At 71.0% G+C, this 17,945-nt stretch carries 20 protein-coding genes and 1 pseudogene; 8 read left to right on the top strand and 13 right to left on the bottom strand.

The window, feature by feature from the left end:
• The 3 genes from ABD987_RS43625 to ABD987_RS43615 all read left to right on the top strand — a co-directional run.
• Nucleotides 1-268 (top strand): arsenate reductase/protein-tyrosine-phosphatase family protein (locus ABD987_RS43625; RefSeq protein WP_345408753.1); only part of this gene is annotated, 268 nt, incomplete at its 5' end.
• A gap of 63 nt (nucleotides 269-331) precedes the next feature.
• A complete protein-coding gene (locus tag ABD987_RS43620; protein ID WP_345408751.1) occupies nucleotides 332-664 on the top strand; it encodes an ArsR/SmtB family transcription factor in 333 nt (110 codons plus the stop codon).
• On the top strand, nucleotides 661-1,401 hold the full coding sequence (locus ABD987_RS43615) for a methyltransferase domain-containing protein (protein WP_345408749.1): 741 nt from the start codon (nucleotides 661-663) through the stop codon (nucleotides 1,399-1,401). Before ABD987_RS43620 ends, ABD987_RS43615 begins: the two co-directional genes overlap by 4 nt.
• 87 nt (nucleotides 1,402-1,488) lie before the next feature.
• Here ABD987_RS43615 and ABD987_RS43610 read toward each other — a convergent pair whose 3' ends face one another.
• Together ABD987_RS43610 and ABD987_RS43605 are read right to left on the bottom strand one after the other, a co-directional pair.
• On the bottom strand, nucleotides 1,489-1,689 hold the full coding sequence (locus tag ABD987_RS43610; protein WP_345408747.1) for a hypothetical protein: 201 nt from the start codon (nucleotides 1,687-1,689) through the stop codon (nucleotides 1,489-1,491).
• A gap of 94 nt (nucleotides 1,690-1,783) precedes the next feature.
• Nucleotides 1,784-2,755: an AraC family transcriptional regulator gene (locus ABD987_RS43605; RefSeq protein WP_345408745.1), complete on the bottom strand. Its 972-nt coding sequence runs from the start codon at nucleotides 2,753-2,755 to the stop codon at nucleotides 1,784-1,786.
• Nucleotides 2,756-2,837: 82 nt separating this feature from the next.
• Here ABD987_RS43605 and ABD987_RS43600 point away from each other — a divergent pair.
• Nucleotides 2,838-3,255 (top strand): annotated as a pseudogene (locus tag ABD987_RS43600) (pyridoxamine 5'-phosphate oxidase family protein).
• 79 nt (nucleotides 3,256-3,334) lie between these two features.
• Here the strand turns inward: ABD987_RS43600 and ABD987_RS43595 are convergent.
• From ABD987_RS43595 to ABD987_RS43555, 9 genes are all read right to left on the bottom strand, one after another.
• Nucleotides 3,335-4,198, bottom strand: coding sequence for an LLM class F420-dependent oxidoreductase (locus ABD987_RS43595; RefSeq protein WP_345408743.1), 864 nt, complete (start codon nucleotides 4,196-4,198; stop codon nucleotides 3,335-3,337).
• A 130-nt stretch (nucleotides 4,199-4,328) separates the two neighbouring features.
• Nucleotides 4,329-5,519, bottom strand: a complete 1,191-nt coding sequence (locus ABD987_RS43590) for an acyl-CoA dehydrogenase family protein (protein ID WP_345408741.1) — start codon at nucleotides 5,517-5,519, stop codon at nucleotides 4,329-4,331.
• The gene (locus ABD987_RS43585; protein WP_345408739.1) at nucleotides 5,516-6,460 is read right to left on the bottom strand and encodes a 3-hydroxyacyl-CoA dehydrogenase NAD-binding domain-containing protein; all 945 of its coding nucleotides are present in this window, start codon (nucleotides 6,458-6,460) and stop codon (nucleotides 5,516-5,518) included. The genes ABD987_RS43590 and ABD987_RS43585 overlap by 4 nt, the downstream gene beginning before the upstream one ends.
• Nucleotides 6,457-7,203 (bottom strand): acetoacetate decarboxylase, encoded by a 747-nt coding sequence (locus ABD987_RS43580; protein WP_345408737.1) that lies wholly within the window; start codon nucleotides 7,201-7,203, stop codon nucleotides 6,457-6,459. Before ABD987_RS43580 ends, ABD987_RS43585 begins: the two co-directional genes overlap by 4 nt.
• A 5-nt stretch (nucleotides 7,204-7,208) precedes the next feature.
• A complete protein-coding gene (locus tag ABD987_RS43575; RefSeq protein ID WP_345408735.1) occupies nucleotides 7,209-7,976 on the bottom strand; it encodes a crotonase/enoyl-CoA hydratase family protein in 768 nt (255 codons plus the stop codon).
• A gap of 23 nt (nucleotides 7,977-7,999) precedes the next feature.
• On the bottom strand, nucleotides 8,000-9,160 hold the full coding sequence (locus tag ABD987_RS43570) for a CaiB/BaiF CoA transferase family protein (protein WP_345408733.1): 1,161 nt from the start codon (nucleotides 9,158-9,160) through the stop codon (nucleotides 8,000-8,002).
• A 199-nt stretch (nucleotides 9,161-9,359) separates the two neighbouring features.
• Nucleotides 9,360-10,268, bottom strand: coding sequence for a LysR family transcriptional regulator (locus ABD987_RS43565; protein ID WP_345408731.1), 909 nt, complete (start codon nucleotides 10,266-10,268; stop codon nucleotides 9,360-9,362).
• 22 nt (nucleotides 10,269-10,290) lie between these two features.
• On the bottom strand, nucleotides 10,291-12,114 hold the full coding sequence (locus ABD987_RS43560) for a CocE/NonD family hydrolase (RefSeq protein ID WP_345408729.1): 1,824 nt from the start codon (nucleotides 12,112-12,114) through the stop codon (nucleotides 10,291-10,293).
• 55 nt (nucleotides 12,115-12,169) lie between these two features.
• Nucleotides 12,170-12,754: a TetR/AcrR family transcriptional regulator gene (locus tag ABD987_RS43555; protein ID WP_345408727.1), complete on the bottom strand. Its 585-nt coding sequence runs from the start codon at nucleotides 12,752-12,754 to the stop codon at nucleotides 12,170-12,172.
• 67 nt (nucleotides 12,755-12,821) lie between these two features.
• Between ABD987_RS43555 and ABD987_RS43550 the strand changes: the two genes are divergently transcribed.
• The 3 genes from ABD987_RS43550 (at nucleotide 12,822) to ABD987_RS43540 (ending at nucleotide 14,329) form a co-directional block, all read left to right on the top strand.
• Entirely contained in the window at nucleotides 12,822-13,253 is a 432-nt protein-coding gene (locus ABD987_RS43550) for an SRPBCC family protein (RefSeq protein WP_345408725.1), read from the top strand.
• Nucleotides 13,254-13,320: 67 nt separating this feature from the next.
• The gene (locus tag ABD987_RS43545; RefSeq protein WP_345408759.1) at nucleotides 13,321-13,902 is read left to right on the top strand and encodes a TetR/AcrR family transcriptional regulator; all 582 of its coding nucleotides are present in this window, start codon (nucleotides 13,321-13,323) and stop codon (nucleotides 13,900-13,902) included.
• A 49-nt stretch (nucleotides 13,903-13,951) separates the two neighbouring features.
• On the top strand, nucleotides 13,952-14,329 hold the full coding sequence (locus tag ABD987_RS43540; protein ID WP_345408723.1) for a winged helix-turn-helix transcriptional regulator: 378 nt from the start codon (nucleotides 13,952-13,954) through the stop codon (nucleotides 14,327-14,329).
• 54 nt (nucleotides 14,330-14,383) lie between these two features.
• Here ABD987_RS43540 and ABD987_RS43535 read toward each other — a convergent pair whose 3' ends face one another.
• Complete coding sequence (locus tag ABD987_RS43535; protein ID WP_345408721.1) at nucleotides 14,384-15,034, bottom strand: response regulator; 651 nt, start codon at nucleotides 15,032-15,034, stop codon at nucleotides 14,384-14,386.
• A complete protein-coding gene (locus tag ABD987_RS43530) occupies nucleotides 15,009-16,250 on the bottom strand; it encodes a sensor histidine kinase (protein WP_345408719.1) in 1,242 nt (413 codons plus the stop codon). Before ABD987_RS43530 ends, ABD987_RS43535 begins: the two co-directional genes overlap by 26 nt.
• A 192-nt stretch (nucleotides 16,251-16,442) precedes the next feature.
• On the opposite strand from ABD987_RS43530, the gene ABD987_RS43525 reads away from it, so the two are divergent.
• Entirely contained in the window at nucleotides 16,443-17,903 is a 1,461-nt protein-coding gene (locus tag ABD987_RS43525) for a glycosyltransferase family 39 protein (RefSeq protein WP_345408717.1), read from the top strand.
• The last annotated feature ends 42 nt before the right edge of the window (nucleotides 17,904-17,945 follow it).

The raw sequence follows: 17,945 nt of genomic DNA, 5'->3' as shown, positions 1-17,945 counted from the left end.
CGCCGTCATCCAGGTCATGGACGAACTCGGCATCGACCTGAACCACGAAACTCCGAAACGGCTGACCACCGACGCGGTCGAGGCCGCCGACGTCGTGATCACCATGGGCTGCGGCGACGCCTGCCCCGTATTCCCCGGCAAGCGCTACCTCGACTGGCAGCTCGACGATCCCGCCGGGCAGCCCGCCGACCGGGTACGGCCGATCCGCGACGAGATCGACCGCCGTGTGCGGGCCCTGCTCGCCGAACTCGTTCCCGCCACCGCCTGACTTCCTCTTCCCATCACTCCTTTCATCGTCTATCGTCGATGGGCGATGAAAGGGAGTGATGTTGTGCTGGACCGTGCCACCGCCGAGACCTACGCCGGGTGGTTCCGCGCGCTCGCGGACCCCACCCGGGTACAGATCCTCAACCTCCTGGCCTCCACCGAGGACCCGATGACGGTCGGGGAGGTGGTCGAGCGGGTCGCCGTCGGGCAATCCACGGTGTCGGCGCACCTGAAGATCCTCACCGAGGCGAGGTTCGTGCTCGCCGAGGCCCGCGGCACCGCGCGGCTGTATCGGGTCAACCAGCGCTGCCTGTCCTGTTTCCCCACCGCCGCCGACGTCGTCATGGGCCGCCAGGCCGTCGCCTTCACCGATGTGGCCTGCGAGGCCGCGTCATGACCGATCACCAGGAACAGCGGTACGCCGTCCGCGATCGCTACGCCACCGCCGCCCGGTCCGCCCTCGCCGGTGACGGCACCGGCCTGATCACCGACCCGCACGACGCCGACCGGCTCGGCGCAGTCCACTACACCGACGACGCCGGCGCGGTGCCCGACAGCGCGGTGGCGGCCAGTCTCGGGTGCGGCAACCCGCTCGCCGTCGCCGACCTGCGCCCCGGCGAGACCGTGCTCGACCTCGGGTCCGGTGGCGGGCTCGACGTCCTGCTGTCGGCCCGCCGGGTCGGGCCGACCGGGCGGGCCATCGGGCTGGACATGACCGACGAGATGCTCACCCTTGCCCGCCGCCACGCCCGAGAAGCCGAGATCACCAACGCCGAGTTCCGCGCAGGCACGATCGAGAGCATCCCGCTGCCAGACCGCTCGGTGGACGTGGTGATCTCCAACTGTGTCATCGCGCTCTCGGCCGACAAACCCACCGTCTTCGCCGAGATCGCCCGCGTCCTGCGGCCCGGCGGACGGCTCGGCGTCACCGACATCATCGCCGAGGACACCCTCACCGACACCGAACGCGCCCACCGCGCGGACAAGGTCGAATGCCTCGCCGGAGCCCTCACCGCCACCGACTACCGCACCTTGCTGCACACCGCCGGGCTGGTCGGCATCGACATCCAGGTCACCCACGCCGTCGGCGACAAGCTGCACTCCGCGCTCATCCGCGCCACCACTCCGGGATAACCGTCGCCCGGTTGCTCGCCGGACATCGGCCAGTTACCCCTTCGGCTCACAAGCGGCGGATGGAGCTCATGGCCAATGAGAATTCGCCTACACGTGCCGACCACCGCTCATCGGAGCGCCCGGTGACAACCAGCGTGACCATGTGACAGATACGGCGACCCGGCACAGGAACTCCGCGCCGGTGCTGTTGAGCTTCACTTCGCGGGAGGAGAACTCCCGGCCCCCGCAGACCAGACACCGCAGCGCGCGCCCGTGCACGGCGGCGAGCCGGAGTTTCGATGAGACCATGCGCGCATCATGCCGGGATCGCGCCTCCGGGGCGTGTGGCGATGTCGGACAGAGTCTTTTCCTTGCGTCAAAGGGCAAGTGTGGAGGCGCCGTGTCAGGTGCCGACACCGCTGATCGGCGGGGCGCGGCGGGCCGCCGGGGCGGCGGCGATCGCGGCTTGCCGGAACTCGCTGGGGTTGACGCCCCGGACCCGTTTGAACGCCGCGCTGAACCCGAACGGATCGGCGTAGCCCACGGTGCGCGCGACGTCCGCGACGGTCGCGGCCGCCCGATCGACCAGCAGGTCCGCGGCGAGCGTCATGCGCCAGCGGGTCAGGTAGGTCAGCGGCGGCTCACCGACCAGATCTGCGAACCGCTTGGCCAGCGTCGAGCGGGACACCCCGGTGCGTTCGGCCAGCGCGCCGACCGTCCACGGCCGCGCCGGTTCGGCGTGCAGCAGGCGCAGGGCCTCGCCGACCACCGGATCCCGCTGGGCCGACCACCAGGCCGGGGCCGCGCTGCCGGGCCGGTCGAACCACTCGCGCAGTGTGCAGACCAGCATCCAGTCCAGCAGGCGGTCGAGCACCACCTGCTGGCCGGGGGTGTCGATGGCGACCTCGGCGGCGAGGTGATCCAGCACGGCGTCGGCCGTGCCCCCGGCCTCCGCGCGCAGCACGACGGGTAGCGCGTCCAGCAGGCGGCGGCTGATCTCACCGCGGACCGGATAGGCGCCGACGATCAGGGTCGTCGGCCCGCCGTCGTCCTCGTGCCAGCCGAGCCGATGCCGGGTCCCGCCCTGCTCCGGCGTCGCGCAGTCCTCACCGCAGGCGATCGGTTCGGCGCCGGTGCCGACCTCGTCGACGAAGGTGAACGTCGCGGGGCCACGCACGATGATCGTCTGGCGGGCGCGAAGCGGCTCGGGCGGGCCGTGCTCCGGCACGATCCAGCCCGCCCCGGTGAGCACGGTGCACAGGGTCAGCGGCGCGCCGTCCACGAAGTGCAGCGACCAGGGAGGGGACAGCGTCGTGCTGCCGAACAACGAGCCGTGCGCGCGCACTCCGCGGATGAGATCACTGAACACGTCCACCCGCGCAAGGTTAGACGAATACACAGGTGATCCGGTGTTCTACCTATGGGCTCGTCCGAGCGGGCCGTGTTGAATCGGGATCATGAGCGACACGCTGACCACCGAGGACTTCGAATTCCTGCGCCGTCCCCTGCACGGATTCCTGACCGTGGCCGGGGGCCCACTCCCACCGCAGCCCCGGCCGGTGTGGTTCGAAGCCACCGCCGAAGGCACGATCCAGCTGTTCACGATCCCGGACGCGCCCAAGGTGCGGCGGCTGCGACAGGATCCTCGCGCCTCGATCGTCGTCGCCGCCCCGGTCGGTGAACGCGAGCGCTGGCTGTCGGTCGCCGGGCACGTCACGGTGGAGCCCGACGGGGCGGCCGACCTCGCCCGCCGCCTGGCCGCGCTACTGGGATCTCGAGGATCCGGTCCGCGCCGCCGACCTCACCGCGCTGCTGGCCGACGAGTATTCCCGCTTCGTCATCCACCCCGACAAGGTGAGTCGCTACACGTACTGAGCCGCTCGGCCTCACCTGGACGCGGCAACGGTCAACCAGCCTTTTCCACCATCCGCGCGTCCACTGTGGACGATCGGCGTCACCGCACCTGGGCGATCACCTTGGCGAACGCGTCCTGGTGGAACTCGAGGACGGAGAAATAGGTGATCCCGTAGGTCTCCCGGTACTCGTGCAGGGAGTCGGCGATCGCCGCCGGGCCGCCGACCAGTACACCGGGCAGCCGCAGCAACTGCTCGTCGGACAGTTCGGGCGCGAACCGCCGCTGGAAGGACAGGTCGGCCGACGCGGCGTCGCGGGCGACACCCTTGATGAGCAGGTTCAGTTCGAGCTCCGCCGCCCGTGGGCCGGCGGCGGACCGCACCAGCTCGACCTTCTCCGCCAGCGCGCCGTGCCCGGTGTCCTCGGCGTCGCGGGGAAGCGCGCCCGCGATGCCGACGATGTCGGCGTGTTCGGCGGCCGCGCGCAGGATCCGCCTTCCCTGCCCGGCGATCATGATCGGCGGTGCCGGGCGCTGGACCGGCGCGGGCCGGTGGTCACCGGAGAACAGGTCCCGCAGCTCGGTCACGGTGCGCACCAGGTGATCCACGCGCGCGCCGGCGCCGGGGAAGGGGAGGCCCGCGGCCTCGAACTCTTCTTTGACGTAGCCCGCGCCGAGACCGAGTTCGAACCGGCCGCCGCTGAGCAGGTCGGTGGTGGCGACCTCGCGGGCGAGCAGGGCGGGGCGGTAGAAACCGGCATTCAGGACGTAGGTGCCCAGACGCGCCGTGGTGGTGACCTCCGCCGCGGCGACCAGGGCGGGGAAGGGCGCGGGGCGGCCCAGGTGATCGGGCACGTTGAGCACGTCGTAGCCCAGTTCCTCCGCCTTCTTCGCCTTGGCCTGCCACTCGGTGCGCGAATCGCTGGTCAGCAGGTTGACGCCGAACCGGAACGGGCGGGTGGTCATCCGGGCACTCCTCACAGACGCAGGCTTTGGCGAAGATCATCTTAGGTGGGCCCGGCGTGGGCCGACACCGGTTTCCCGCCGCTACGAAGGCCGCCCCGCGCACCCGGGGCGGCCTTCGTGGCGGACCGGCTCAGACGAACGCGCTCTGGCCGGTGATCGACTTCCCGACGATCAGGGTGTTCATCTCCCGGGTTCCTTCGTAGGAGTAGATCGCCTCGGCGTCGTTGAAGAACCGCGCGATGTCGTAGTCGAGCACGATTCCGTTGCCGCCGAAGATCTCCCGGCTCCAGGCGACGACCTCGCGCATCCGCGAGGTGACGAACGCCTTCGCCAGCGACGAGTGCTCGTCGCGGAAGATCCCCGCGTCCTGCAGCCGCGCCAGCTGGACCAGCATGCCCCACGACGCGGTGATGTTGCCGAGGCTCTTCACCAGCAGGTCCTGCACCAGCTGGAACCGCGCGATCGGGCGGCCGAACTGCCTGCGCTCCTTGGCGTAGTCCAGCGCCAGTTCGTACGCGCCGATCATCACGCCGAGCGCCTGCCAGGCGACCCCGCCCCGGGTGGCGCGCAGGATCTCCGCCACGTCGCGGAAGGAATCGATGCGCTGCAGGCGGTTCGCCTCCGGCACCCGCAGGTCGGTGAGGGTGATCTCGGCGTTCTCCACGATCCGGTAACCCAGCTTGTTTTCGATTTTCACCGGGGCGAAGCCGGGGGTTCCCTTCTCGACGACGAATCCCTTGACGTTGTTGTCGTCGAGGTCGCGTGCCCACACCACGACGAGGTCCGCGAAGGTCGCGTTGCCGATCCACTTCTTGGCGCCGTTGAGGATCCAGGTGTCACCGTCCCGCCTGGCGGTGGTCCGCATCCCACCGGCGACGTCGGAGCCGCCCATCGGCTCGGTCATCGCGAACGCGCCGATCTTGTCCATCGCCGCCATCGCGGGCAGCCAGCGGTCCTGCTGCTCCTGGCTGCCGCCGGACTTGACGCTGTACATCGCGAGTCCGTTGTGGACGCCGAAGAACGTCGCGCTCGAAGCGTCCACGCGCGACATCTCCATCGCGGTCATGCCGATCAGCAGGTTGCTCGCGGCGGGCTTGTACTCGCTGTAGCCTTCGTAGGCCAGTCCCGCCAGGTCGAGCGAGCGGAACTTCCCGATGAACTCGCGCGGGAACTCGCCCTTCGCCCACGCGTCGTTGACCAGCGGCTTGATCTCGGTGCGCAGGAAGTCGCGGACCTTGAGCAGTACCTTGCGCTCGTCGTCGGACAGCAGCGCTTCGTAGTTGTAGAAGTCGGCGGTCAGCTGGTCGTCCAGGGGTGTCATCGGTTCTCCTCCCTCGTGCTGTCCAAAGCGGACAGCACGGCGATCTGCCTGCGGTCGCGCGCCTCGGCCAGTTCCGAGTACGTGGAGGAGCCGTAAGCGCTTTCGACGGCTTCGATGAGCCGTTCCTGTTCTTCGGGGCTTTGCGAGGGTGTGCCCAGGCCCGCCCACATCTTCTTCATCGACCTGCCGATGTGCTCGGCCATGTGCCGGTAGCCGCCGGGCCCGCCACCCAGGTGCGAGCCGAGGAACGGCCCGACCGTGGCCCAGCGGATGCCCAGCGAGTTCGTCACCACCTCGTCCAGGTCCTCGGGGGTGACCACGCCCTGCTCGACGAGGTAGATCGCCTCGCGGCTGAGCGCGTTCTGCAGCCGGTTGCCGACGAAGCCGGGGATCTCCTTGCGCTCCACCACCGGCGTCCGGCCGACGAAGCGGTAGAAGGTCACCGCGGCGGTGACCGCCTCCTCACTGGTGCGTGCGCCCGGGACGACCTCGACCAGCGGGATCAGGTGTGGCGGGTTGAACGGGTGTCCGATGAGGACACGGGAGGCGTCGGCCAGATCGCCGGTGAACGCGGTCGCCGGGATCGCCGAGGACGAGCTCAGCAGCAGCGCGTGCGCGGGGGCCTCGGCCACCAGCGTGGCGAACAGGTTCTTCTTGAACTCGACGTCCTCCGGACCGTTCTCCTGCACGACGTCCGCGTCCCGGACGGCTTCGGCGACGTCGTCCGCGAGGACGATCCGGTCGGCGATGCCCGCGACGTCCACGCCCTGCCGGGCGAGATGCGGGGCGAAAGCGTCCACAGTGGACCGGACGGCCTCGGCGAGGTCCGGCCGGGGGTCGCTCACCCGCACGGTCAGCCCGTGCCCGGCGAACAACACCGTCCAGGACAGGCCGATGGTCCCGGCGCCGATCACCGCGGCGGTACGGAATTCCCCGTTCATGACCGGGCTCCCTTCAGGTAGTCGTGGACCGGCTTGACCGGGGCGAGCGTCAGGTCGGTGAGCAGGTGGCTCGCGGAGACGATCTCGCGGACCGGCAGATCGGCCAGCGGGGCGAGCACGTGCTCGAACAGCTGCAACCGGGCGGGGCCGGTCCAGGCGCCCTTGACCACGACGTCGGTGATCTCGGTGCGGACCAGTTCGGCGACGCGGGGCGAGCCGTCGTAGCCCGGGATCTTCTTCAGCATGAACGTCGGCACGGTGATCTGTGCCTCGGCCTCGTGCTCGTCCAGCTCGTAGTGCTTGTAGCCCATGGTCGCGGTCGCGACCCGCAGCGAGCCGTAGTCCAGCGTGCCGACCAGCGCGCCGTTGTCGACATAGAGGTTCGGCGCCCCGGCGGTCTTCGGGTAGGCGCTGATCTCGCGGCCGGACGCGGTGGCGGGGAAGTTGTCCAGGTACATCGCGTGCAGGTACTCGCCGCGTTCGCCGTCGAAGGTGACCGGGATGGCCTGGCCCGACTCGGTGTAGGGGCCGTATCCGGAGACGTCGCCCATCTTCATGACCTCGAACCGGACCAGCGGCTCTTCGATCTCCAGAGGCTCCGGGACGACGGCGCGCAGCGCCTCGGCGTCGGTGCGGTAGACGATGTTGAGGTACTCGCGGTCGGTGAACCGCGGGATCACCGGAGCGAACGCCGGATTCACCAGCGGGGTGGTCACGTGTTGAAGAACTTCCTGCTGCTTCATGGTTTCTACCGTCCTGTCCACACGGGATCGCGGCGCTCGGCGAACGCCCGCATGCCCTCGCGGACGTCGGCCGAAGCCATCAGGCGACCCATTTCCTCGCGCTGCGCGGCGAACGCGTCGGCGTCCGGCACGCCGTCGGCGGCGCGCACGATCTTCTTCACCGCGGCCAGCGCCAGTGGCGCGTTGCCCGCCAGCTGCTCGGCGAGCTTCAGTGCGACGGCCGCGGCGTCGCCCGCCGGGACCACCCGGTTGACCAGGCCCAGTTCCCCGGCGCGGATCCCGCTCACCGGCTCACCGGTCAGCAGGAACTCCATCGCCAGGTGGTGCGGGATCCGCTTCGGCAGCCGGATGACGCCGCCGCCTGCCGCGATCAGCCCGCGTTTGACCTCGGGAAGGCCGAAGGTCGCGTCCTCGGCGGCGACGATCAGGTCGCAGCCCAGCGCCAGTTCGAACCCACCGCCCATGGCCGGGCCCTCGACCGCGGCGATCAGCGGCTTGGCCGGCGCGGCCTCGGTCAGCCCGCCGAATCCGCGGCCCGGGATCTCCGGGGACTCGCCGCGCAGCGCGGCCTTGAGGTCCATTCCGGCGCTGAACGTGCCGTCCGCGCCGGTCAGGACGCCCGCGCGCAGCCCGGGATCGGACTCCAGCAGGTCGAGCGCGTCGGCCAGCCCGGCGGCGACGGCGGCGTCCACCGCGTTGCGCGCCCGGGGCCGGTCGATCGTGACCAGCAGGGTGGCGCCGATCCGTTCGGAGCGCACTTCGTTGGTGCTCATGGGTTTTCTTCTTCCTGCGAACGTCAGCGAGCGGTCAGCTCACGGAGGACTTCTTCGGTGTCCTGGCCCGGCGTCGGCGCCAGCCGCCGCACGGACGCGGGGGTGGCGGAGAACCGCACCGGGATGCCGACGGTCCGGATCGGGCCCTCGGTCGGGTGCTCGACGGTGTCGAGCAGATGGCCTTCGCGGACGTACTCGTCCTCGGCCGCGTGGTCCAGCTCCAGGACCGGGGCCATCGGGATGCTGTGCTTGGCGCACACCTCGGCCCACTGCTCGGTGGTCAGCGCCGGGGCGCACTCGTCGATCAGCGCGGCGAGGCCCTCGTTGTCGGCGGAGTCGATGGCGGGCCCGTTGACGCGCGGGTCGTCGGCCAGGTCGGGGCGCCCGGCAGCGGCGAAGAAGTCCCGGAAGTTCTGCGGGTTGTACGGGATCACGCAGGCGAGGCCGTCCTTGGTGCGCACCGCGTGGTGCCCCGGCGACATCGAGAGCGGGAAGCCGGTGGCGCCCTCCGGCGGCTCGAAAACATGCCCGGAAAGGTGCTCGACCAGGTTGAACGCGATCAGCGTGTCGGTCATCGGGATCTCGACGAACTGGCCCTCGCCGGTCCGGTCCCGGTGCACCAGCGCCGCGAGGACGCTGTAGGCGATGGTGAGCGAGGAGACCTTGTCGCCCAGGATCGTGGGCAGGTAGACCGGCTTGCCCAGCGCGCGGTTCGCGACGTCGACCAGCCCGGACGCGGCCTGCACGGTCTCGTCGTAGGCGGCGTTCCCGGCGCGGCCGGAGTCGCCGCGGAATCCCTGCGCGTGGGCGTAGACCAGGCCGGGGTTGCGGCCGGCGACGTCGGCGTAGGTCAGGCCGAGGCGGGCCAGCGCGCCGGGACGCATGTTGGTGATCAGGACGTCGGCGCCGTCGATCAGCGCGAGCGCCCGTTCGCGTTCCGTCGCGTCCTTGAGGTTCAGCGCCACGCTCCGCTTGTTGCGGTTGACGTTCAGGTTGAGCGGCGTCATGCCCGGCGTGGTGCGGTACCGGCCGTGCCGGACGGTGTCCGCCGGCGACTCGATCTTGATCACGTCGGCGCCGAGGTCGCCGAGGATCTGCGCCGCGTACGGGCCCATCACCACGGTGGAGAGGTCGATCACGCGGACCCCGTCGAGCGGGCCCGTCTGCGCTGTGCCGTCCGTCATTTCTCCTCCTGCGGCTCGCTTCGTTCTCTGCTTTCGAAGCTAGTAGCGCATTTCGGAGAAGGGAATGATCATGTCGCGAACAATGGTATGACCACAGTGGTCATACCATTGTTCGGCGCTTGTGATGGCAAGTCCGTGAATGCCACATTGAGGGACTCAGAGTCCCTCGATGTGGCATTCACGGACCGGCCATGCGCGCTCAGTGGGCGAGGGGTTCCGGGAAGACGTCGCGGGCGGTTTCGACCAGCTCGTCGAGGTCGCCGCCGTCGGCGCGGTCGGCACGCCAGATCAGCCCCGTGTCCAGCTGGGGGTGGAAGTCGGTGAACGGGAGGACGGCCACGTTGTCCAGCCGGTAGCCGTGCATCGGGCTGCGCTCGTCGAGCATGGAGACCGAGAACGCCTTTTCGCTGGAAATGATTTCGGTGACGCCGCCGTAGCCCATGTTCGTCAGCCGGATGCGTTTCCGGATACCGAGTGTGGTCAGCTGGTGGTCGAGCTGCTCGAAATACGCGGGCGTCGTTTCCCCGGGGGAGGCGACGTAGGCGAATTCGGACAGTTCGGCCAGCGCGACCGAATCCCGGCCGGCGAACCGGTCGGCGGGCACGACCGCGCCCAGCCGCTCGGACATCACCGTGAGCACGTCCAGCGCGGGATCCGCGATCGGCAGCCGGACCAGCGACAACGCCAGCTTGCCGTCGTGCACCGCGGCGACCAGGTCGGCCGAGGTGCCCGGCCACCGCTTCAGCTCGTACCGGTCCGCGCAGCGCCGCGCCAGTTCGTTGACGCGCGCACGCAGGTCCGGGTGCACCCCGGCGGGCATGCCGAGGAACAGGGTGCCGCGCCGCGGCTTGGTCGCCTCTCGCAGCCGCCACGGGATCGAGCCGACCTGCTCCAGGATGTCGCGCGCGATCGGGAGCAGCGCGCTCCCGGCCGGGGTGAGGGTGACGTGGTGGGTACTGCGGTCGAACAGCTGCTGGCCCAGCTCGTGTTCGAGGTCCTTGACGCGCTGGCTCAGCGGGGACGCGGCCATGTGCAGCCTGCGCGCCGCCGCGGAGAAGTTCAGCTCCTCGGCCACGGCCACGAAGTAGCGCAGGTGCAGCATCTCCACCCGGCCAGAGTAACCGAGCAGGTCAGCGCGCCTGGGGCAGGGAGACGGAGGTACCGGCCAGATCGAGCGTCACGGCCGGTTTCGGCTGGGGCAGCGCCGGATCGAACCGGTCGGCGTCCGTCCCGCCGACGACGAGCGCGAGCCGGTGTCCCGCCGGGACGACGTAGTCGAGGCTGCCGAGCGAGAACGTCATGGTGTACGCGGTGCCGGGGGTGAGCGGGACGCCGTGCCACAGCGAGCGGAAGTGGCCGAGGTCGGCCCAGCCAGTCGCGATCACCCGGCTGTCCACTGTGGCCAGTTTCGCCCCGGTGTCCAGGTAACAGGCGCTGTCGGCGGCACTGCTCGCGCCCCAGCACGACCGGGTGCTCAGGTTTTCGACGCCCATGCTGGGAAACGCGGTGTCCCGCACGGTCGCCGGGCCGTAGTCGACGAGCGTCGCGCCGAGCCGGGCGGAGGTCCTGTCCACGCTCGCCCGCACGGTCACCGCGGCCTCGCCCGCGAACCGGGCGGGCGCCTCGAACGGGCCGGTGCCGAACAGCGCCCGCGCGGGGGAGGCCTGGTCCGGGTGCGTGACCCAGGTGCTCGCGCCGAGTGCCGGATCGTCGGTGAACGTCGCGGTGCCGGAACCCGGCCGCGCGGTCAGCGCGCCGAGACCGGGCACCGGGCCCCGATCCGTCCACAGTGTCCGGTTGTGCGTACCGGCCGGTGGCCACCGGCGCTCGTCGGACCACCGGTCCGGCGCGTGCTCGACGTGGATCGCGGGCTCGTGCTCGATTCCGTTGTGGACACCGAGCAGCCAGCGGTCGAACCAGCGGTGCAGGGTCGAGACCCACAACGCCCGCTGGAGGTCGAACGGGTCGACGTGCGCGGCCTGGTGCAGCCACGCCCTGCGCGGCACGTCGTGGCGGTTCAGCGACTCCCACCACCGGCCGAACTGCTTCGGCAGGACGTTGACGTCCTGGAATCCCTGCACCGCGAAGACACTCGCGCGGACCCGGTCCGTCCTCGCGACGTAGTCCTGGCCCCGCCAGTACTCGTTGTAGTCGCCGTTTCCGCCCGCGCGGCGGGCGTTCTCCTCCTCGAACGGCTGACACAGCTTCGCCGCGCGCTCGTTGTAGGTGAACTGCGAGCCGCCGGGGAACCCGAACGGCGCGCCGTCGGCGTTGTGCACCTCGTAGTAGGAGCTGACCCCGGCGATCGGCACGATCGTCTTCAGCCCGTCGACGCCGGACGCCGCCATGCCGATCGCGGTCGCGCCATCCTGCGACTTCCCGATGGCACCGACGCTCCCGTTCGCCCATCGCGCGTCGGCGCGTTCAGCTCCCCATGGCGTGCGGAAGGCCTTCGCGCGGCCGTTCAGCCAGTTCACCACCGCGTTGCCCGAGGCGACGTCGTCGAAGCAGCCGGAGGAGCGGTTCGTCCCGCCGACGTCGACGAGCACCACGGCGTACCCGCGCGGCACGAAGTAGTTGTCGTAGTAGAGCGGGAACTGTGCGGGCGTCCCGTCCGGGGCGTAGGTCTTCTTCTGCTGTTCGTTGCCCCGGCCGCAACACGCGTAGTACGGGCTGACGTCCATGATCACCGGCACCCGCTGCCCGCGCGCGGCGGGCTCGGCCGGGCGGATGACGTCCGCGGCGACGCGGTCCACCCGGCCGTCGCGGTCGAGATCCTGACCGGTCTCGACCCAGGCCGTCTCGCGGATCGCGTGCTCGTAGGAGTACACGGGCTGGCTGACGCCCTCGCCCAGCGTGAACGGCGCCGCCGAGGCCGTCGCGCTCAGCGCGGTGCCCGTGGCGAGCGCGACCAGCGCGATGGTCAGGATGCGGAACCCGGTACGTCGGCCCATCCGTCCAGTATCGGCTGCCGCGCCGACGGGGGACGACCGTATTTCGGACGGCACCTCACACCCGGTCGAACGCCCCGAAGTGCGTCGCGACGAACAGGTCCATCGCCTCGTCGACGGCGCGGCGGTCCCCGGTCGTGACGAGGTCGAGCAGGAGACCGCGGGCCACCGCCAGGCAGAGGCGGGCGTGCGCCGCGCACTGTCCTTCCGGGACACCGGCGCCGGCCAGCAGCGCGGTCAGCGGTGGCAGCCAGTCGTCGATGACGCCGTCGAGCAGCGCGGTGGTTCCCGGTGTGCCGCCGAGCGCGTGGCCGTAGAGCTGGAAGAACAGCTTTTCGTTGCGCCGCAACGTGTCATCGGTGAGCCGGTGCCAGAACCGGCGGCCGAGTTCGGTGACCGGGAGATCGGCGGGGAGGTCTTTGGTGAGGTCGGCGAGCACCTCGCGCTGACGGCGTTCGACCTCGCGGGCGACCGCCGTGAGCAGGCCCTCCTTGGAATCGAAGTGGTAGATCAGCATCCGGTGGCTGGTGCCGAGCGCGGTGGCGAGGGACCGCAGGCTCTGCTCCGCGCCCCCGTGCCGCGCGATGTGCTCGATCGCCGTCTCCAGGAGCTTCGCCCGGGGATCGGCACTCCCCTTTGTCATGTTCCACATGGTACGTGTACCATCTGGTACGTAAAGGGAGGGTCCAATGGGGATTCAGCGGATATCGGTGAGGGGACACACGACGGCTTCGGCCGACGAGGTCTACGCGTTGCTTCAGGACGGGGCGAGCTGGCCCGAGTGGTCGCCGCTCGGCTCGTTCCGCCTGATGCGTAGAGGTAAGGACCAGCGGGAGGGACTGGGGGCGCTGCGCCTGTTCCGCACCGGCCGGATCAACAGCTGCGAGGAGGTCGTCGAACTCGTGCCGGGACGCCGGTTCTCCTACGCGCTGCGTTCGGGCCTGCCGCTGCGGGACTATCGCGCCGACGTCGACCTGACGCCGGTGGCCGACGGCACCGAGATCCACTGGCATTCGTCGTTCACGGCGAAGATCCCCGGCACCGGGGGGTTGTACCGCCGGACGCTCTCGCGGTTCATCCGGCGCTGCGTCGACGGGCTCGTCGCGGCCACCAGCGCGGCCGGGGTGCGGTCCGCCCCATAGAGTGAGGCGCATGTCAGCGCCACGACGGGGATCGACCGGACGGACCCAGGAGGAACGCAGCGCCGCGATGCGCACGCGCCTGCTCGACGCGACCGTCGACTGTCTCGTCGAGTACGGCTACTCCGGCACCACCACGACGAGGGTCGCGGACCGGGCCGGCGTCACGCGCGGCGCCCAGGTGCACCACTTCCCGACGAAGGCCGACCTGGTGACCTCCGCGATCCGGCACCTGGCCGCGAAACGCACCCAGGTCGCGATGGCCGAACTCGACCGGCTCAAGGCGTCGTCCGACCCGGTGGGCGACGCCTTGCAGCTGCTGTGGGAGATGCACCAGGGCCCGGTGTTCTCCGCGACCGTCGAGCTGTGGGTCGCCTCGCGGACCGACCCCGAGCTGCGGCGGCAGATGGCGCTGGTGGAGCCGATCGCCACGAGCAGCCTGATCGAGTTCGGGAAGGCGCTGCTGCCGGAGCACTCGGGGCACCCGGAGTTCCTGCACGCGGTGTACACCGCGATGGACGTCGTGCGCGGCATCCTCATCGCGAGCTGGGCGACGCGGGACCAGGCCGAGCTGGACGCGCGCTGGGACCGGGCGCGGGGGCATCTGCGGGTGCTGTTCGGCGCGCTGATGGCGCCCGCGACCTCGCGCTGACCCGCGTTCCGGAGTGTTACTCTCTTCCGGAAAGCGAGGAGGGTGTGCCGTGGACCCGAGCCCGAACCCGTTCAACCGGGACTGCCCGACCCGTCAGCTGCTCGACCGCATCGGCGACCAGTGGACGGTGCTCATCGTCGGCGCGCTGGCCGAGGGTCCGCTGCGGTTCACCGAGGTCGGCAAGCGCGTCGACGGCATCTCGCAGAAGGTTCTCACGCAGACCCTGCGCAGCCTGGTCCGCGACGGGCTGCTGACGCGCACCGCCTATCCGGTCATCCCGCCGCGCGTCGAGTACGCGCTGACGCCGCTGGGGCGTGACCTCGCCGAGCCGCTCGACATGCTGGACCGCTGGGCCCGCGGCCACATGGCCGAGGTCGAACGCGCGCGGGACGCCTACGACCGGGAGAACACTTCCGTCTCCGCCTGAGCCACCCGCGTTCCCGTTCCCCGCGGCCATGCGACGCCGGGGGATCGTGACCGCTCAGCGCGCGACGAGGCCCGCTTCGTGGGCCAGCAGACCGGCCTGGGTCCGGTTCGCGCAGTCCAGCTTCACCAGCATCCGCGACACGTAGCTCTTCACCGTCGCCTCGGCGAGGTGCAGCCGCGCCGCGATGTCCGCATTGGACAGTCCTTCGCCGAGGCAGGCCAGCACATCCGTCTCGCGTTCGGTGAGCCCGGCGGTCCGGCGCCGCGCGTCCTCACCGCGCTGGCGGCCGTCGGACGACAACGCGACGAGCCGCCGCGCGGCCTCGGGCGAGAGCACGGTGTGCCCATCCGCGGCCACCCGGACCAGCCCGATCAGGTCCTCCGGCGGCGTCGACTTCACCAGGAACCCGGCGGCACCGGCCCGCAGCGCGCGGATCACGTACGTGTCGGCGTCGAACGTCGTCAGCGCCACCACCGCGGGCGCGTCCGGCAGCGCCGAGATGCGCTCGATGGCGGTCAGCCCGTCCACGCCGGGCATGCGCAGGTCCATCAGCACCACGCGCGGCCGGTGCCGGACCACCGCCTCGACCGCCTCCGCGCCGTCCTGTGCCTGCGCCACGACGTCGATGTCGCCCGCGGAGCCGAGGATGGCGCGCAGGTGGGCGCAGACCATCGGCTCGTCATCGGCCACGACCACCGGGATCACTGTGCGCGCCTTCCGTCGTCGGGACGTAGGCGGGCAGTATCGCACCGACGCGGAATCCGCCGCCGGGTACCGGTCCCGCGTCGAGCCGCCCGCCGACGAGCTCGACGCGCTGGCGCAGTCCGGCGAGCCCCGCGCCCGAGCCGCTGCCCGCGAGCGCCGGATCGGGCGGGGACGTCGCCGCGGTGTTGTGGACCGACACCTCCAGCCCGCCGGGGTGATAACGCAGGTCCACCGTCGCCGACGAGCCGGGCGCGTGCTTGCGGACGTTGGTCAGCGCCTCCTGCACCACCCGGTACGCGGTGCGCGCGACGGTGGGGGAAATCCGCGACGGGTCGCCGGTCACCGAAAGCTCCGTCGGCACGCCCACCGAGCGGGACTCCTCGACCAGCGCCACCGGGTCGCCGGTCGGCGCGGGGCTGAGCGTGCGCGCGTCGAGGTTCGCGCCGTTGCGCAGCACGCCGACGAGGTCGCGGAGCTCGTCCAGCGCGCGGGCGCCCTCCCGGCGGATGTCCTCCGCGGCGGAGCGCACCGCCTCCTCGCGTGAGGTCACGCCCAGCGCGCCGGCGTGCAGCACCATCAGGCTCAGCCGGTGGGTGACGACGTCGTGCATCTCGCTCGCGAGCCTGCGCCGCTCCTCGGCACGGGCCTGTTCGGCGAGCAGGTGCTGCTCGCGCTCGGCCCGCTCGGCGCGGTCGCGCAGCGAGCGCAGCAACTGCCGCCGCGCCTCGAAGTACAGCGAAACCACGGCGGGCAGCGCGGTGCTGAGCAGGCCGAACGGCGTAACGCTCCAGCTCGGCTGCCAGGGCTGGGTCGCGATCACCGCCAGAATCCCGGCCACGATCAGCACGGTGCGCCGGTCCAGCAGCCTGGCGAGCTGGCTCAGCACCACCGCGGTGATCGTCGGCACGGTCCTCGACGTCAGCGGTTCCACCGGGACGAGCAGACCGGGGGAGAGGAGGTCGGAGGCGAGCATCAGGAACGCCACCACGACCACGAATCCCGCGACCTGTGCCGGGAACCGGAACAACAGGACCAGCGACAGGTCCGCGATCAGCTGGAGGATCAGGCCCGCCGCCGGGCCGAGCCAGCCGGTGGTGGGCGGGCCGAAGACGTACAGCACGACGTCGAGCCCGCAGAAGACGAGCGCGGCGAAGACGAGCCAGAAGCCGTCGTGCCGGCTCGGCCACCACTGCCGGTACTCCGCTCTTTCCGCCACGCCGTCACGGTAACGGCTCGGGTCTGCCGGCGCGTCCGGTTCGCACCGGCGGAGGATCGCGATGCCGACGAAAGTTGCGGCTCGCGGCGCGACCGGCAACCTTCGTAGCCGTGATCACCCTCCTTACCCGCTTCTTCGCGCCCCGCCCCGCGCGGTGGACTGGGGACACCGGCGAGGGAGAGGGGCAAGGAGATGCAGACCGTCCGAACGCGACTCGAGGCAGCACCGGCACCCGGCTTCGCCCGGGTGCCGGTGCTGGTGATCGCGGTGCTGACCGGGGGCGTACTGCTGGCGACGAGTGCCCGGTACGCCCGCGGGTTCGACGAGCTGTACTTCCTGGTGGCCGGTCGAGATCACGCCGCCTGGGGGTATTTCGACCAGCCACCGCTCATCCCGTTGCTGGCCGGGGGCATGGACACGCTGTTCCCCGGTTCGCTGATCGCGCTCCGGCTGCCGGTGACGCTGGCCGCCGCGGCGGGCGTCGTCGTCACCGCGCTCGTCGCGCGGGAGCTCGGCGGCGGGCGCGCCGCGCAGGCGATGGCCGCCGGCGCGTACGCGACGTCCGGGATCGTGATCCTCAGCCACTGGATCGCGACCTACACGTTCGACCCGTTCCTGTGGACGGTCGTGGTGTGGCTGCTGGTCCGCTGGGTCCGTAACCGCCGCGACGGCCTGCTCGTCTGGGCGGGGGTGGTGACCGCGGTGTCACTGGCGACGAAGTTCCTCATCCCGGCATTGTGGGTGGCGGTACTGCTCGGCGCGCTGGTGTTCGGGCCGCGGGACCTGCTCGGCAGGCCGAAACTCTGGCTCGGCGGCGCGATCGCGGTGGTCGCCACGATCCCGACGCTGGCCTGGCAGGCGGCACACGGCTGGCCGTACGCGCGGATGAGCGACGTGGTGGCCGCCGAGTTCCCCGGCTACGGCGTCTTCTTCCGCGACGCGCTGACCGGCGCGGGCATCGGGGTCGGGATGGTGGCGCTGCTCTACGGGTTCTGGCGGCTGCTGCGCTCGCCGGAGCTGCGGCCGTACCGGTTCCTCGGCGTCGCGCTCCTCGCGGTGATCGCCGCTTTCGCGCTGGCACAAGGACGTTCCTACTACGTGACGAGCGTGCTCGCACTGCCGTTCGCGGCGGCGGCGACCGAGCTGACCCGGCGGAACCTGGTGCGCTGGTGGCGCGCGGTGGCCTGGCCCGCGTTCGTGCTTTCGGCGGCGGTCACCGTGTCCGCGCTGCCGGTCTTCCCGGCGGACATGACGCGCACCAATCTCGGATTCCTGCCGCTGGGCAGTGTGTTTGCGCCCGGCGAGCTGCCGCAGGCCGAGATCGGCGAACAGGTCGGGAAGCTGTACGCCGGGCTGCCGACCGGGGAGCGGGAGCACACCGCGGTGTTCGCCGAGATCTACCCGATGGCGGCGGCCGTGGAGTACTACGGCGCGCGGCACGGCGTCCCGGGAGTCTACAGTGGACACCGCGGGTACTGGTACTTCGACCGGCCGCCGGAGTCGGCGACCGAGGTGCTCTTCGTGGGCTTCGATCCCGGCCTGCTGCGGCCGTACTTCGGTGAGGTGAGCACTGTCGTCGACGGGCTCGTGTGGCGCTACGCGGACCGGAAGGTGCCGTGGCGGGAGATCTGGCCCGCGATCAAGCGGCAGTGAATCGGAGGAATGAGATGAGCGAAGCTTGCGAGCGAATCATGG

Origin of the sequence: Amycolatopsis samaneae (genome assembly GCF_039541975.1) — a bacterium.
GTDB classification, from domain to species: Bacteria; Actinomycetota; Actinomycetes; order Mycobacteriales; family Pseudonocardiaceae; genus Amycolatopsis; species Amycolatopsis samaneae.
This window is presented reverse-complemented; position numbering and strand designations above follow the sequence as displayed.

Bases quoted from the DNA above. Each gene is read 5' to 3' on its own strand.
- ABD987_RS43615 (WP_345408749.1), top strand. From the start codon at position 661: ATGACCGATCACCAGGAACAGCGGTACGCCGTCCGCGATCGCTACGCC.
- ABD987_RS43610 (WP_345408747.1), bottom strand. From the start codon at position 1,689: ATGGTCTCATCGAAACTCCGGCTCGCCGCCGTGCACGGGCGCGCGCTG.
- ABD987_RS43595 (WP_345408743.1), bottom strand. From the start codon at position 4,198: ATGACCACCCGCCCGTTCCGGTTCGGCGTCAACCTGCTGACCAGCGAT.
- ABD987_RS43590 (WP_345408741.1), bottom strand. From the start codon at position 5,519: ATGACACCCCTGGACGACCAGCTGACCGCCGACTTCTACAACTACGAA.
- ABD987_RS43585 (WP_345408739.1), bottom strand. From the start codon at position 6,460: ATGAACGGGGAATTCCGTACCGCCGCGGTGATCGGCGCCGGGACCATC.
- ABD987_RS43580 (WP_345408737.1), bottom strand. From the start codon at position 7,203: ATGAAGCAGCAGGAAGTTCTTCAACACGTGACCACCCCGCTGGTGAAT.
- ABD987_RS43575 (WP_345408735.1), bottom strand. From the start codon at position 7,976: ATGAGCACCAACGAAGTGCGCTCCGAACGGATCGGCGCCACCCTGCTG.
- ABD987_RS43570 (WP_345408733.1), bottom strand. From the start codon at position 9,160: ATGACGGACGGCACAGCGCAGACGGGCCCGCTCGACGGGGTCCGCGTG.
- ABD987_RS43560 (WP_345408729.1), bottom strand. From the start codon at position 12,114: ATGGGCCGACGTACCGGGTTCCGCATCCTGACCATCGCGCTGGTCGCG.
- ABD987_RS43555 (WP_345408727.1), bottom strand. From the start codon at position 12,754: ATGACAAAGGGGAGTGCCGATCCCCGGGCGAAGCTCCTGGAGACGGCG.
- ABD987_RS43545 (WP_345408759.1), top strand. From the start codon at position 13,321: ATGCGCACGCGCCTGCTCGACGCGACCGTCGACTGTCTCGTCGAGTAC.
- ABD987_RS43525 (WP_345408717.1), top strand. From the start codon at position 16,443: ATGCAGACCGTCCGAACGCGACTCGAGGCAGCACCGGCACCCGGCTTC.